The organism is Streptomyces sp. NPDC026672, assembly GCF_040638185.1.
In the GTDB taxonomy this organism is placed as follows: domain Bacteria; phylum Actinomycetota; class Actinomycetes; order Streptomycetales; family Streptomycetaceae; genus Streptomyces.
In genome coordinates, this window is sequence record NZ_JBEZXS010000014.1 from 103,705 (window position 1) to 116,082 (window position 12,378).

At 75.8% G+C, this 12,378-nt stretch carries 11 protein-coding genes; 3 read left to right on the forward strand and 8 right to left on the reverse strand.

Going from position 1 to position 12,378, the window contains the following annotated elements:
- Positions 1-123: 123 nt before the first annotated feature.
- Positions 124-2,265, reverse strand: coding sequence for a SpoIIE family protein phosphatase (locus AB0F77_RS18500; protein ID WP_361949156.1), 2,142 nt, complete (start codon positions 2,263-2,265; stop codon positions 124-126).
- Between the two features lie 181 nt (positions 2,266-2,446).
- On the opposite strand from AB0F77_RS18500, the gene AB0F77_RS18505 reads away from it, so the two are divergent.
- Both AB0F77_RS18505 and AB0F77_RS18510 read left to right on the forward strand, forming a co-directional pair.
- A complete protein-coding gene (locus tag AB0F77_RS18505) occupies positions 2,447-4,879 on the forward strand; it encodes a SpoIIE family protein phosphatase (RefSeq protein WP_361949159.1) in 2,433 nt (810 codons plus the stop codon).
- Between the two features lie 79 nt (positions 4,880-4,958).
- Positions 4,959-5,228, forward strand: a complete 270-nt coding sequence (locus AB0F77_RS18510; RefSeq protein ID WP_361949162.1) for a hypothetical protein — start codon at positions 4,959-4,961, stop codon at positions 5,226-5,228.
- Positions 5,229-5,288: 60 nt separating this feature from the next.
- Here AB0F77_RS18510 and AB0F77_RS18515 read toward each other — a convergent pair whose 3' ends face one another.
- Genes AB0F77_RS18515 through AB0F77_RS18525 form a run of 3 tightly spaced genes read right to left on the reverse strand, consistent with a single transcriptional unit; the run spans position 5,289 to position 7,737 of the window.
- On the reverse strand, positions 5,289-5,873 hold the full coding sequence (locus tag AB0F77_RS18515; protein ID WP_361949165.1) for an isochorismatase family protein: 585 nt from the start codon (positions 5,871-5,873) through the stop codon (positions 5,289-5,291).
- Between the two features lie 5 nt (positions 5,874-5,878).
- Positions 5,879-7,258 carry an MFS transporter gene (locus tag AB0F77_RS18520; protein ID WP_361949389.1) on the reverse strand — a complete coding sequence of 460 codons (1,380 nt, stop codon included), beginning with the start codon at positions 7,256-7,258 and terminating at the stop codon, positions 5,879-5,881.
- A 41-nt stretch (positions 7,259-7,299) separates the two neighbouring features.
- On the reverse strand, positions 7,300-7,737 hold the full coding sequence (locus AB0F77_RS18525; protein WP_361949168.1) for a MarR family transcriptional regulator: 438 nt from the start codon (positions 7,735-7,737) through the stop codon (positions 7,300-7,302).
- Positions 7,738-7,829: 92 nt separating this feature from the next.
- Between AB0F77_RS18525 and AB0F77_RS18530 the strand changes: the two genes are divergently transcribed.
- Positions 7,830-8,324 carry a metallophosphoesterase gene (locus AB0F77_RS18530; RefSeq protein WP_361949171.1) on the forward strand — a complete coding sequence of 165 codons (495 nt, stop codon included), beginning with the start codon at positions 7,830-7,832 and terminating at the stop codon, positions 8,322-8,324.
- 21 nt (positions 8,325-8,345) lie between these two features.
- Here the strand turns inward: AB0F77_RS18530 and AB0F77_RS18535 are convergent, their stop codons facing one another.
- The 4 genes from AB0F77_RS18535 to AB0F77_RS18550 form a co-directional block, all read right to left on the reverse strand.
- On the reverse strand, positions 8,346-9,137 hold the full coding sequence (locus AB0F77_RS18535) for an SRPBCC family protein (RefSeq protein WP_361949174.1): 792 nt from the start codon (positions 9,135-9,137) through the stop codon (positions 8,346-8,348).
- A 36-nt stretch (positions 9,138-9,173) separates the two neighbouring features.
- Positions 9,174-10,280 (reverse strand): XdhC/CoxI family protein, encoded by a 1,107-nt coding sequence (locus tag AB0F77_RS18540; protein ID WP_361949177.1) that lies wholly within the window; start codon positions 10,278-10,280, stop codon positions 9,174-9,176.
- Complete coding sequence (locus AB0F77_RS18545) at positions 10,273-11,403, reverse strand: VWA domain-containing protein (protein WP_361949180.1); 1,131 nt, start codon at positions 11,401-11,403, stop codon at positions 10,273-10,275. The genes AB0F77_RS18540 and AB0F77_RS18545 overlap by 8 nt, the downstream gene beginning before the upstream one ends.
- A 99-nt stretch (positions 11,404-11,502) precedes the next feature.
- Positions 11,503-12,378: a MoxR family ATPase gene (locus AB0F77_RS18550; RefSeq protein ID WP_361949183.1), complete on the reverse strand. Its 876-nt coding sequence runs from the start codon at positions 12,376-12,378 to the stop codon at positions 11,503-11,505.

The following is a 12,378-nucleotide window of genomic DNA, read 5'->3' on the forward strand; positions in this document are numbered from 1 at the left end:
CCGCACCGGCGTCCCGGGGCCGTCGGCGGCTTCATGCCCCGTGTCGGGGTCGCAGCAGCAGGACGGCACCGGTGTCCCGTGCTGTCGGGGACCTCACGTCGCATGGCCGGGCCGGCGGCGGCCTCATGTCTCCGTGTGTGCCCGCAGTAGCAGGACCGCCACGTCGTCGACGCGGGCCCGTGCCGCCGCGCTGTGCCGGACCAGTTCGTCGGCCAGGTACTCCAGCGGCTGGTCCCCCATCGCCGTGAGCAGTTCGCCCAGGTCGGCCAGCGCGTCCTCGATGTCGACCCCGGGCGACTCCACGAGACCGTCGGTGTAGAGGGCCAGCACGGAACCGGGCGTGAACTCGACCTCCGTGGTCGGGTACACCGCCTCCGCGTCGATGCCCAGCAGGGGACCGCCGGCCAGGTCCAGGACCCGTACCCGCCCGTCCGGCCGGCGCAGCAGCGGCGGCGGATGCCCGGCCCGCGCCATCACGGCCCGCCCCCGCTCCGGGTCCAGCCGCAGATACAGACAGCTCGCGAACAGTTCGGCGCCCAGGTCCACGAGCAGCCGGTTGGTGCTGCTCATCACCTGCTCCGGCGCCTGCCCACCGGTCGTGAACGCCCGTACCCCGGTACGGATCTGGCCCATCAGCCCGGCCGCCGTCACGTTGTGCCCCTGCACGTCCCCGATCACCGCCGCCGGCAGCGGTCTGGTCGGCACCAGGTCGTAGAAGTCGCCGCCGATCTCCATGCCCTGAGTGGCCGGCAGATAGCGGGCGGCCGCGTCGATGCCGCGCAGCGGCGGCAGCGAGTGCGGCAGCAGCGCCGCCTGGAGCCCGTGCGCCAGCTGGGTCTTGGCGTCGTACAGCAGTGCCCGCTCCAGCGCCTGCGCGATCAGCCCGCCCAGACTCGTCAGCACCGCCCGCTCGTCCGCCGGGAAGACGTGCGGCTCCGCGTAGGCGAGCACACAGGTGCCCACCGGCCGCCCCGACGCGATCAGCGGCAGATACGCCCAGGCCGCGAAGCCGCTCGGCCGCTCGGAGCGCTCCGGGTACAGCCGCTGCAACTGCTGGAGCGAGTCGAAGAACGCCGGCACCCCGGTGGTCAGCACGTGCGTCCCCGGCGTCCGCTCGGTCAGCGGCAGCCCGTCGTACTGCTCCACGGCGTGCGGATCGGCGTACCCGCGGTGTCCCAGCACGTGCAGCCGGCCCGCCCGGGTCCCCAGCAGCACCAGCGCCCGGCTGCCGACGGCCGGGCACACCTCGTCCGCCACCAGCTGCACCACGTCCTGCACCCCGACCGCCTCGGTCAGTGCCCCCGCCAGGCTCAGCACCTGCGAGATCGTGACCAGCCGGGAGGCGCCCGAGCCGGTCTGCGGCGCCGTGCGGCCCATCTCCGCCACCGACCGCGCCCGGGTCACGCGCACGCTCAGCCCGGTCGGGCTCGGGTACAGCCGGAACGACAGCCAGTCCCCGGGCGGGCGCAGCGCCACGAACGACGTCACGTGCTGGCTCATCAGCGCCGCCCGGTACCGGTCCTCGTACATCGGGTCGTTCAGCCACGGCACCGACGCCCACAGCCGGGTGCCGAGCAGTTCGCCCGTCGCCGTGTCCAGCAGTTCGGCCGCCGCCGGGTTCACGAAGGCGACCCGGCCGTGCAGATCGAGGGAGACCAGTCCGTACGGCAGCCGCGCCACCATCCGCACCGCCTCCAGGGTGCCGAACGTGCCCGACACCTCCGGCACCGGCACGACCGGCAGATCGGGCTCCTGGCGCGGCGCGCGCGGGTCCTGTCCCTCCTGCTCCAGGCGCAGTGCCAGCCGGTGGCAGGCCGCCGTCAGCCGCGACCGCTCACGGTCCGCCAGCTCCGGCGGGTGCGAGCCCGGCCAGGTCACGAAGACCGCCCCGAACACCGTGTCCGCGGTGGCCACGGGGAGCGCGGCCAGTGCGAAGGGGTACGGCAGGACGACCGCGATGCGCGGGAAGCGGCGGGCCATCTCCTCCTCGCCGGCCACCCAGACCAGCCGCCGCTCGCGCAGCGCCGCCGCGACCGGGATCGGCGCGCTCAGCCCCACCCGCTCCCACGGCTGCACGAACTCCCGCGGCAGCCCGGCCGTCACCGCGAGCTCCAGCACCGGCTCGCCGGGCACCAGCAGGTACACCGCGCCGGAGTGCGCGTGCACGTCCTCCATCATCGCGGCCAGCGCCAGCGACAGCAGCGGCCGGCCGGCGCGGGCCCGCCCGGCGTTCGGCGCCCCGCCGGAGGACAGTCCGTCGGACATGCCGACCACCTCCTCGCCCGGCCGCGCCTCGCGCCCCAGGCCACAAGGCTCCCTCCCCGCGCCCCGGGCCGCACGGCGAGCGGTCCGGGGCAACCGGGCACCAAGGTCCGGAACGTCCGTACGGCACGCCGGTTCCACGGAATGGTCACAGGGGCTGCGTTTACGTCCCATAAGCGCTGTAATGGCGGACGTGGTCACAGAGGGCGCTGCGGTACGCGGAACACGAACGGAGCGTGCCGAAATCGCCCTCGAAACGCTCATGTCCGAGCCGTACGCGCCCGACCGGCCGCGCCGCGTCCTCGAACAGGCCCTCGTCCTCGCCGGTGCCTCCTTCGCCGGCTTCTACGGCCCGGACGACGACGGCACCCGGCTGAGCCTCACCCAGTCGGCCGGGCTCCCGCGCACCCTCTACGGCCTCCAGGAGGGCTACCCCGCGTCCGGCCGGTCCGCGCCCGCCGAGGCCCTGCGCGCCGGGGAGCCCCGGTGGCTCGGCCCCGACCGGGCCGCCGACCGCCCCGGGACCTGCCCGGACTTCTTCGTCGCCGCCCTCCCCGTGAGCCGGGGCGAGGGCTGTCTCGTCGCCGTCACCGAGAACCCGGCCGGTTTCGGCCCCGAGGACCGCCACTGCCTGGCCCTCGTCGCCGAGGCGCTCACCCGGCCCGCGCCCGCCGAGACCGGCGAGCCGGCCGCGGACGCCTTCAACCTCGCCATGGACACCGGCCGCATCACGGTCGGCGCCGACATCCTGGACCTGTTCGGGATCGGCCGCGACGCGTTCGACGGCAGGGTCGAGACCCTGCTCGGCCGCGCCGTGCCCGAGGACCTGCCCTCCCTGATGTCCGTCGTCGAGGCCGACCACATGTCCATCGGCGACCGCGAGCTGGAGTTCCGCATCGTCCAGCCCGGCGGCTCCCCGAAGTGGATCAGGCTGCGCGGCCGGCTGCTGCCCGGCGGCGAGGGCCGGCCCGACCGCCTCGTCGGCACGGTCGCCGACGTCTCCACGCTCCGCTCCGACGTCACCGACGTGGCCCGCGTCCAGCGCCTCGCCGCCGCGCTCGCCACCGCGGGCACCGTCAAGGACGTCAGCCAGGCCGTCGTCGCCGCCCTGCGCGAGCCCCTCCGGGCCGACCGTTTCGCCCTGGCCGAACTGGAGAACGAACGGCTCGTGGTCACCGTCCTCGACCCGCCGGAACCCGAGGCGTGGCCCGAGCTGTGGCGCACGGAGTGGCGCTCCGAGTGGCCCGACGCGCCCGTGCGGTCCATGCCCACCCTCGCCGCCGTCCTGCGTGAGGGCCGTGCCCGGATCTGGGCCGCCGGCACCGCCGCCCTCGAACCCGCCCTCGGCGAGGTCGGTCCCGGCGGCCTCGCCGTCCTGCCCCTGCCCGCGGGCGGCGGCATGGCCGGCGCCTGCCTGATCGGCTGGGACCACCCGCACGACTTCGGACCCGATGAGCGGGCCCTGCTCACCGCCGCCGCCGGCCTCGCCGGACAGGCCCTGATGCGCGCCCACGCCTTCGACGCCGAGCACGAACTCGTCGGCATGCTCCAGCGCACCCTGCTGCCCCGCCGGCTGCCCCGGCTGGCCGGGGGCGTCGCCGTCGCCCGCTATCTGCCGACCACCGCGGGACTGGAGGTCGGCGGCGACTGGTACGACGTGATCCCGCTGCCCGACCACCACGTCGCCCTCGTCATCGGCGACGTCCAGGGCCACAACGCGGGCGCCGCCACCCTGATGGGCCAGATGCGCACCGCCCTGCGCGCCTACGCCGCCGAGGGCCACCCGCCCGACGTGGTCGTCTCGCACGCCAACCGGCTGCTCATGGAGATGGAGACCGACCTCTTCGCCACCTGCTGCTACGTCGACGTCGACATGGAGGAGGGCACCGCCTGGTGCGTGCGCGCAGGCCACCCCCAACCGGTGCTGCGTCACCCGGACGGCGGCAGCGAGGTCGTCGAGACCGAGGGCGGCCCCCCGCTCGGTGTGGTCCTCCAGGCGGAGTTCCCCATGACGCCGCTGCGCCTCCAGCCCGGCGCCGTGCTCGCCCTCACCACGGACGGCCTCGTCGAGTCCGCCGGGTCCGACCTCGACGAGGGCATGGTACGGCTCGCCCGCGACCTGTCCGCCGCCGACCCCGCCGACCTCGGCCTGGTCGCCGACGCGCTGCTCACCGGCGCCCACCGCGGCGACGACGTCGCCCTCCTGCTCATGCGCTACGACGGCATGGCCGTCCGCCCGCTGCGCGAGAGCTGGACGGTGTGGCGGGTCCCGGAGGCCGTACGGCACGCCCGCCGTTTCACCCGCCGCACCCTGCGCTCCTGGGGCGTGCCCGAGGAGCACTCGGACGCCGTCCAGCTCGTCGTCTCCGAACTGGTCACCAACGCCCTCGTGCACACCGACGGCCAGGTCCGCCTGGACCTCACCCTGGTCAACCACCGCTTCCGGGTCGCCGTCGCCGACACCTCGCCCCGCAGTCCCGTCAAGCCGGCCAGCATCGGCTGGGAGGCCACCGGCGGCCGGGGCATCCTCCTCGTGGAGGCGATGTCGGCGACCTGGGGAACGGTGCCGGTCAGTGGCGGCAAGCAGGTCTGGGCCGACATCGTGCTCGGCGACTGACCGCCACTCGGGTGCGGGTGCGGCGGCCCTCCGGCAGGTCGAGCGGGAGCGCACCGCCACCGTGCCTAGGGTCCTTTCCGTGTCCCACACCATGGAAGAGCTCGTCGCCAAGCAGCACGCGGCGGACGCGGCCCACGCCCAGGTCCAGGAACTGCGCGACGCCTACGGCCCCCCGGCCGAGGCCCCGCTGACCGCCGCCCAGCGGGAGACCTACGAGACCGCCCTGCGCGCCTGGCGGGACCTGGACCGTGACCTCGGCTCCGCGCTCAGCGAGTACGCCCGCGACGAGGGTGTCTCCCGCACGGAGGTGGAGGCGGACGTGCGCCGGGCGGCGGCCGACGACGACTGACCCGACGGCGACGGCCCCCTCCGCGGAGTCCGTCCGTGGAGGGGGCCGTCGTCGAGCGGGTCAGGCGTGGGTCTTGGCGAGGAGTTCGAGGATCTCGGCGGTGGTACCGGTCTCGCCGAGCCGGGGGAAGATCCGGTCGACGCTGTTGGCGTGCGGTTCGGGCGCGAGGTCCGAGACCGCGTCGGTGGCCACGGTGACGTGGTAGCCGTGCTCGTGGGCGGCGCGGGCGGTGGACTCGACGCCGATGCTCGTGGCGATGCCCGTCAGGACGATCTGGGTGACACCGCGGCGGCGCAGCTGGACGTCGAGGTCGGTGCCGTGGAAGGCGCCCCAGTTGTGCTTGGTCACGTGGATGTCGCCCGGGTGGCCGGAGAGTTCGTCGACGATGACGTCCCAGCCCTCGGGGTAGGCGCCGCCGGCGCCCTCGTGCTCGGTGCGGCCCGGGACGCGGTCGGCCCAGTCGGGCGCGAAGGAGACGCGGACGAGGACGACGGGCAGGTCGCGGGCGCGGAAGGCGTCGGCCAGCGCCACGGAGCGGGCGACCACGTCGGCACCGCTGTGGGGCTGGGTGGGCGCCCCGGCGATGCCGTTCTGGAGGTCGATCACGACGAGGGCGGTACGGGGGTCGAGGGCGGTGAGCGCCATGGGGGTCAGGCCTTTCCAGGGGTGTTTCGGGAGGTGCTCCGGGCCGGGGCCCGGACGGTCGCCGGGGTGGTGTCCCGGGAGGTGGGCGAACCGAGGGAACGGTCCGGGAGGGTGGTCGCCAGCAGCAGGACCGAGCCGGCCGCCATGAACAGGGCCAGGCCGTGCAGCCCGGCCGTGTCGGCGCGGTGCGGGTAGAACGCGGCGGTGGCCGCGGAGGCGCCCAGCGCGCCGAGGTACATGAAGGTGCGCAGCAGCCCGGCGGCGGAGGCGATGCGCTCGGGCTCGGCCTGCCGGTACAGCGCGGTCTGGGTGGCGAGGCCGACGAGGCCCTGCGGGAGACCGGCGACGGCGCCCACCACGAGCAGCACCCACAGCGGACTCGCGGAGTCGACGAGCAGCAGCACGGCGCAGCCCGCCAGTTGCAGCAGGGAGCCGGCGACGAGCTTGCCGCGCACCGCCTCCCGGCGCCCGGTGAGCGCGGAGACGGTGAGCGCGCTCACCGACAGGGGGACCAGGACGAGCCCGGCGGTGGAGGCGTTCAGACCGCGTCCCTCCTCCAGCCACTGCGTGTACCCGTACATGAACGCGTAGGCGGTCGTGTAGGCGAGGAGCTGACGCAGATACGTGGCGAGGAGCGGGACGTTGCCGCCGAGCACCCGCAGGTCGACGAACGGGTCCGGCACCCGCAGCTCGCACGCGGCGAAGGCGGCGGCCGCGAGGACGGTGAGCACCGGCAGGTACCAGCGGTCGGCCCGGGGGCCCATGAGGAACAGCATCAGCGTGACGAGCACGGCCGTGAACAGCGCCATCCCGGGCAGGTCCACACCGCGCCCGCGGGCCGCCTCCCGCGGGGCGCCGCGCGGCAGCCACAGGGCGCCGAGGACCAGACAGGCCGCCGACAGGGGGACGTTGACGGTGAACACCGCGCGCCAGCCGCCGACGCCGATCAGCAGTCCGCCGAGCGCCGGGCCGACCACGGACACCGTCTGGCTCGCCACGGCCAGCGCGGTCAGCACGCCCGCCGGGCTGTCCCGGCCGGTGCGCTCGGCCTCGCTGCGGGTGAGCCGCATCGCCGCCGGATACGCGGCGGAGGTGCCGAGGCCGAGCAGCACCCGGGCCGCGATCAGCAGACCGAGGGAGGGGGCGAGCGCGCCCATGACGCCCGCGACGCCCACGAGCGCCGTACCGGCGAGGTAGAGCCTGCGCGGCCCGTACATGTCGACGAGCCGTCCGACGACGGGCTGGCCCACGGCGGTGGCGAGGTAGAGCGCCGACACCAGCCAGACCGTCTCGGCGGGCGGCGCCCCGAACGCCAGGCCGATGGGGACCAGGGCCACGGCGATCATCGAGGAGTTGACGGGGTTCAGCACGGAGCCGAGGACCATCGGCGCGATCAGCCGCCGGTCGAAGGCCGCGGGAGGGGACGTCACTGCTGCGACAGCCGTTCCATGAGCGCCAGTGCCCTGCGCACCGTCTCGCGCTCGTCCTCCGTGAAGCGGTCCTGGAAGGCGCGGGCCAGCCACTCCTCGCGGGCCTGCCGGTTGCCCTCGACGCGGGCCCGGCCGGCCTCGGTCAGGGTGACGAGCTGGCGGCGGCCGTCCTCGGGGTCCGGGGCGCGGCGGATGAGGCCGTGCTGGTCGAGGGCGGCGAGCGTGGTGGCCATCGACTGCGGGCGCACGCCCTCGGCGGAGGCCAGGGCGCTGGCCGTGGCGGCGCCGTGCTTGCCGACCAGGGTGAGGGCCGACTCCTGGGACGGGGTGAGGTCGGTGTCCTGCGACACCTCCCGTATGCGCCGCCGCAGCCTGCTGAACACGACCCGCAGATCGCGTGCGGCGCGGGCGGCGGAGTCGGATATCTCGTCCATGGCCGCCACCCTAGAACCCGCAGTCCAAACTGTCCAGTCCAGACTGATGAAGTTCACGGGCCGCACGGTGCCGCCTCCCCTACGCTGAACCCGTGCGCCTGCTGCTGACGTCCGACACCCACGTGCCCCGGCGCGCGAAGACGCTGCCCGCCCCGCTGCTCGCCGAACTCCCGCACGCCGACGTGGTGTTCCACGCCGGCGACTGGGTGGACACCGCCACCCTCGACCTGCTGGCGGAGCGCAGCCGCCGCCTGATCGCGGTGTACGGCAACAACGACGGCCCCGAGCTGCGCGCCCGCCTGCCCGAGGTGGCCCGCGCCGAGCTCGACGGGGTGCGCTTCGGCGTCGTCCACGAGACCGGGCCCGCCGGGGGACGCGAGGCCCGCTGCGCCGCCCGCTTCCCCGACCTCGACGTCCTGGTGTTCGGCCACAGCCACGTCCCCTGGGACACCACCGCGCCCGGCGGCCTGCGCCTGCTCAACCCCGGCTCCCCGACGGACCGCCGCCGCGAACCGCACCGCACCTACCTCACGGCGACCCTCACCGCCGGCCGGCTCACCGAGGTCACCCTCCACCGGCTGCCCTGAGCCGGGCCGCGCGCCGGGGTGCTACCGGCGCGAGCGGTGGTGGCCCGTCCTGCCGCGCCCCGTTCTCCCGCAGCCCGTCCACCCGTGGCCCGTCCGCCGGTGCCGCCTGGCCCGGGTGAACAGCAGGACCAGGACCGCCGCCGCTGCCGCCACGCCCGCCGCCCGCTTGGCCACCGGGACGCCGGCCGCCCGCAGCAGGTTCAGGGGCTCGGCCTCCGACGGCGCGGACGACACAGCCCCGGCCGCTCTCGCCCCGGCCGCCCCCGCACCTGCCGCCGCGGCTCCCGCCGTCCCGGCGCCCTGCGCCCCGGCCGCCCCCGCACCTGCCGCCTGCGCCCCGATCCCCTCCGCCCCGGCGTCCCGCGCCGCGGGTTCGGCCAGCCGCTCGGCCAGGCACGCCGCGAACTGCCCGATCAGCCGGTCGCCGACCTCGGCGATCACCCCGCGCCCGAACTGCGCCGGTCGCCCGGTCACCGTCAGGTCCGTGCGCACCGACACCGCCGTACCGCCGTCGCGTCCGGCCAGCGTGGCGGTGACCGTGGCACGGGCGGTGCCCTGGCCGCGCGTCTCCCGGCCGTTGGCGGCCAGCACCATCCGGTGCGCCGCCTCGTCCTGCTCCTCGAAGACCGCCGTGCCCCGGTAGGTCACGGTCACCGGCCCGACCTTCACCTTCACCGAACCGGTCACGGTCTTCCCGTCGAACTCCTCCACCGTCGCCCCCGGCAGACACGGCGCGACGCGCTCGATGTCGAGGAGCGCGGGCCAGGCGTCCTCCACCGGGACGGGGACGGTGAACTCGTGGTGCAGCTCCATGACGTGCTCCTCGTGGTGCTCGTGGTGCTCGGGGACTCAGGAAACGCCCGCCGGGTGGATGGCGCCGGCGGTCGCGGTGAGCGGTGCCCCGCTGCCTCCCCAGCGCAGGGCGACGATCTCGGCGGCCACCGACACGGCGACCTCCTCGGGCGTACGGGCGCCGAGGTCCAGCCCGAGCGGCGAGCGCAGCCGGGCCAGCTCGTCCTCGGTCAGCCCGGCCTCGGCCAGCCGCTCGCGGCGTTCGTCGTGGGTGCGCCGGCTGCCCATCGCCCCGATGTAGGCGGCGGGCCGGCGCAGCGCCTCCTCCAGCAGCGGCACGTCGAACTTCGGGTCGTGGGTGAGGACGCAGATCACCGTGCGTCCGTCGGTCGGGGTGCCCGCGAGATAGCGGTGCGGCCACTCGACGACGACCTCCGTGCCCGGCGGGAAGCGCTTCGGCGTGGTGAACACCGGGCGGGCGTCGCACACCGTCACCCGGTAGCCGAGGAAGCCGCCGATGCGGGCCACCGCGGCCGCGTAGTCGATCGCGCCGAACACCAGCATGCGCGGCGGCGGCGCGAAGGAGTGCAGGAACACGGTCACCGCGTCCTCCCGGCGCTCGCCGCGCGGGCCGTAGTGCCGCAGACCCGTGGCGCCCAGGGCGAGTTCGCCGCGCGCGTCGGCGGTGACCGCCGCGTCGAGGCCCGCCGTGCCGAGCGTCCCGGACACCCGCTCCGGCCACGCCGCGAGGCTCGCGCCGCGCGGCGCCGGACCGTCCACGACCGTCGCCACGGTCACCGGCTCGCCCGCCGCCACCGACGCCGCGACCGCGCCGAACGCGGGGTCCGCGCCCCGGGTGACCGGCCGCACCAGCACCGTGATCTCGCCGCCGCAGGTCAGCCCGACCGCGAACGCGTCCTCGTCGCTGTACCCGAACGTCTCGAGACGGGCTTCGCCGCTGTCCACGACCTCCCGCGCCAGCTCGAACACCGCGCCCTCGACGCAGCCCCCGGACACGCTCCCCAGCACCTCGTCGCCCGGCCCCACCGCCATCGCCGCGCCCGGCCCGCGCGGCGCGCTGCGGCTCACCGCGACGACCGTCGCCAGACCGAAGGGGTCACCGGCCGTGTACCAGCGATCGAGTCCCGGCAGGATCTCACGCACGTTCCGCTCCTTCCGTACCGGCGGCCACGGCTCCCGTGGCCCCGCGGACCACCGCCGCCAGCCGCTCCAGGGCCGCCAGGCTGTGTCCCTCGACGAACGCGTCCACGTACGGCAGCGCCGCCGCCATCCCCGCGGCCACCGGCGCGTAACCCGGCCGGGCCTTGCGGGGGTTGGACCACACCACCCGGTGCGCCAGGCCGTGCAGCCGGCGCATCTGGGCCGCGAGCAGCGCGGGGTCGCCGCGCTCCCAGCCGTCCGAGAGCAGCACCACCACCGCGCCGCGCGCCATGCCCCGCTGGCCCCACCGGTTCAGGAACTCCCGCAGCAGCTCCCCCAGCCGGGTGCCGCCGCGCCAGTCCGGTACGGCGGCGGCCAGCGCGGTCATCGCGAGGTCCGGGTCGCGTCGCGCCAGCTCACTTGTCACCCGGGTCAGCCGGGTGCCGACCGTGAACACCTCCGTACGGCCCGCCCGCGCGGCCGCGTGGGCGAACCGCAGCAGCGCGTCGGCGTACGGCGCCATGGAGCCGCTCACGTCGACGAGCAGCACCACCCGGCGCGGCGACTCCACCCGCGCCTGCCGCAGCAGCCGGGACGGCTCACCACCGCGCCGCAGCACCTCCCGCACGGTGCGCCGCGGATCGACCTCGCCGCGCCGGGCCGGACGGCGGCGGGCCGAACGCCGGGTCTGCCCGCGCAGCGCGAACGCGGCCAGCAGCCGGTTCAGCTGGTCCCGTTCGACCGCGTCCAGCTCCGCCACGTCCCGGTGGCGCAGCACCTCGGCGGTGCTGGCGAGCGAGGCCGTGGGGGGTCGCGGCGGCTCGTCCGCACCCGGGGTGGGCGTCCCGGCGGGCGCGTCCCGGGAGACCAGCCGCAGCCGGGGCGGGGGAGCGGCGGCCGGCGGCCTGCGGCGGGGTCCGGCCGTCGTTCCGAAGTAGGCGGTGAACACCCGGTCGTAGCGCTCCAGGTCGTCGTGCCCGCCGCACAGCGTGGCCCGCCCCGCCCAGTACACGTCCCCGCGCACCCCCGGGCGCAGCACGTCCACGGCCCGCAGGAACGCGTGCGCCCGCTCACTGCTCGCGTCGACCCCGGCCGCCCGCACCGCCCGCACGAACCCGACCAGCACACCGACCCCACCGACCCCGTCACCATGGACACGGCCGCCCCCGCCACCTGCCCCGCCCCCACCGCCCCCCTGTGCCGAACGGTCCGGGAGTGTCACGGTTCACGCCCCCCGGGCTGCCAGGATCGTGGCCAGGTCGAGGCCCCGGGCGCGGTCGGTGTCCTCGCGGTACTTGAGGACCGAGCCCAGGGTCGCCACCGCCAGCTCCGCGTCCACCTCGGTCGCGCCCAGCGCGTCCAGGGCCTGCGCCCAGTCGATCGTCTCGGCCACCCCGGGCGGCTTGACCAGGTCCGCCGCCCGCAGCGCCTGCACGAGCGCGGTGACCTGCTCGGCCAGCCGCTGCGACACCTCCGGCAGCCGGCGCCGCACGATGGCGAGTTCACGCCCGAAGGAGGGGTGGTCGAACCAGTGGTAGAGGCACCGCCGCTTCAGCGCGTCGTGCACCTCCCGGGTCCGGTTGGAGGTGAGGACGACCACCGGCGGCACCTCCGCCCGCAGCGTCCCCAGCTCCGGGATCGTCACCGAGTACTCCGACAGCAGCTCCAGCAGGAACGCCTCGAACTCGTCGTCGGCCCGGTCGATCTCGTCCACCAGCAGCACCGCAGGCCGCGTCTGCAGCGCCCGCAGCAGCGGCCGGGCGATGAGGAAGCGCCGGTCGTACAGCTCGCTCTCGAGACGGTCCGCGTCCGTCACCCCCGCGGCCTCGGCGGCCCGCAGGTGCAGCAGCTGGCGCGGGAAGTCCCAGTCGTACAGGGCCTGCGCCGCGTCGATGCCCTCGTGGCACTGCAGCCGGATCAGCGGGGCGCCGAGCGCCTCGGCGAGGGCGGTCGCGAGCGCGGTCTTGCCCACGCCCGCGTCGCCCTCGCAGAAGAGCGGCCGGTGCAGTCTCAGTGCCAGGAAGCAGGAGACGGCCAGTCCGTCGTCGACGAGGTACCCCGTCTCCTCCAGCCGGGCCCGCACCCGCTCCGGGTCGTCCAT

What these genes read in the sequence shown, in the direction of transcription:
- AB0F77_RS18520 (WP_361949389.1), bottom strand. Translation starts at nt 7,258, where the DNA reads ATGGTCCTCGGCTCCGTGCTGAACCCCGTCAACTCCTCGATGATCGCC.
- AB0F77_RS18535 (WP_361949174.1), bottom strand. Translation starts at nt 9,137, where the DNA reads ATGGAGCTGCACCACGAGTTCACCGTCCCCGTCCCGGTGGAGGACGCC.
- AB0F77_RS18515 (WP_361949165.1), bottom strand. Translation starts at nt 5,873, where the DNA reads ATGGCGCTCACCGCCCTCGACCCCCGTACCGCCCTCGTCGTGATCGAC.
- AB0F77_RS18500 (WP_361949156.1), bottom strand. Translation starts at nt 2,265, where the DNA reads ATGTCCGACGGACTGTCCTCCGGCGGGGCGCCGAACGCCGGGCGGGCC.
- AB0F77_RS18505 (WP_361949159.1), top strand. Translation starts at nt 2,447, where the DNA reads ATGGCGGACGTGGTCACAGAGGGCGCTGCGGTACGCGGAACACGAACG.
- AB0F77_RS18525 (WP_361949168.1), bottom strand. Translation starts at nt 7,737, where the DNA reads ATGGACGAGATATCCGACTCCGCCGCCCGCGCCGCACGCGATCTGCGG.
- AB0F77_RS18550 (WP_361949183.1), bottom strand. Translation starts at nt 12,378, where the DNA reads ATGGACGACCCGGAGCGGGTGCGGGCCCGGCTGGAGGAGACGGGGTAC.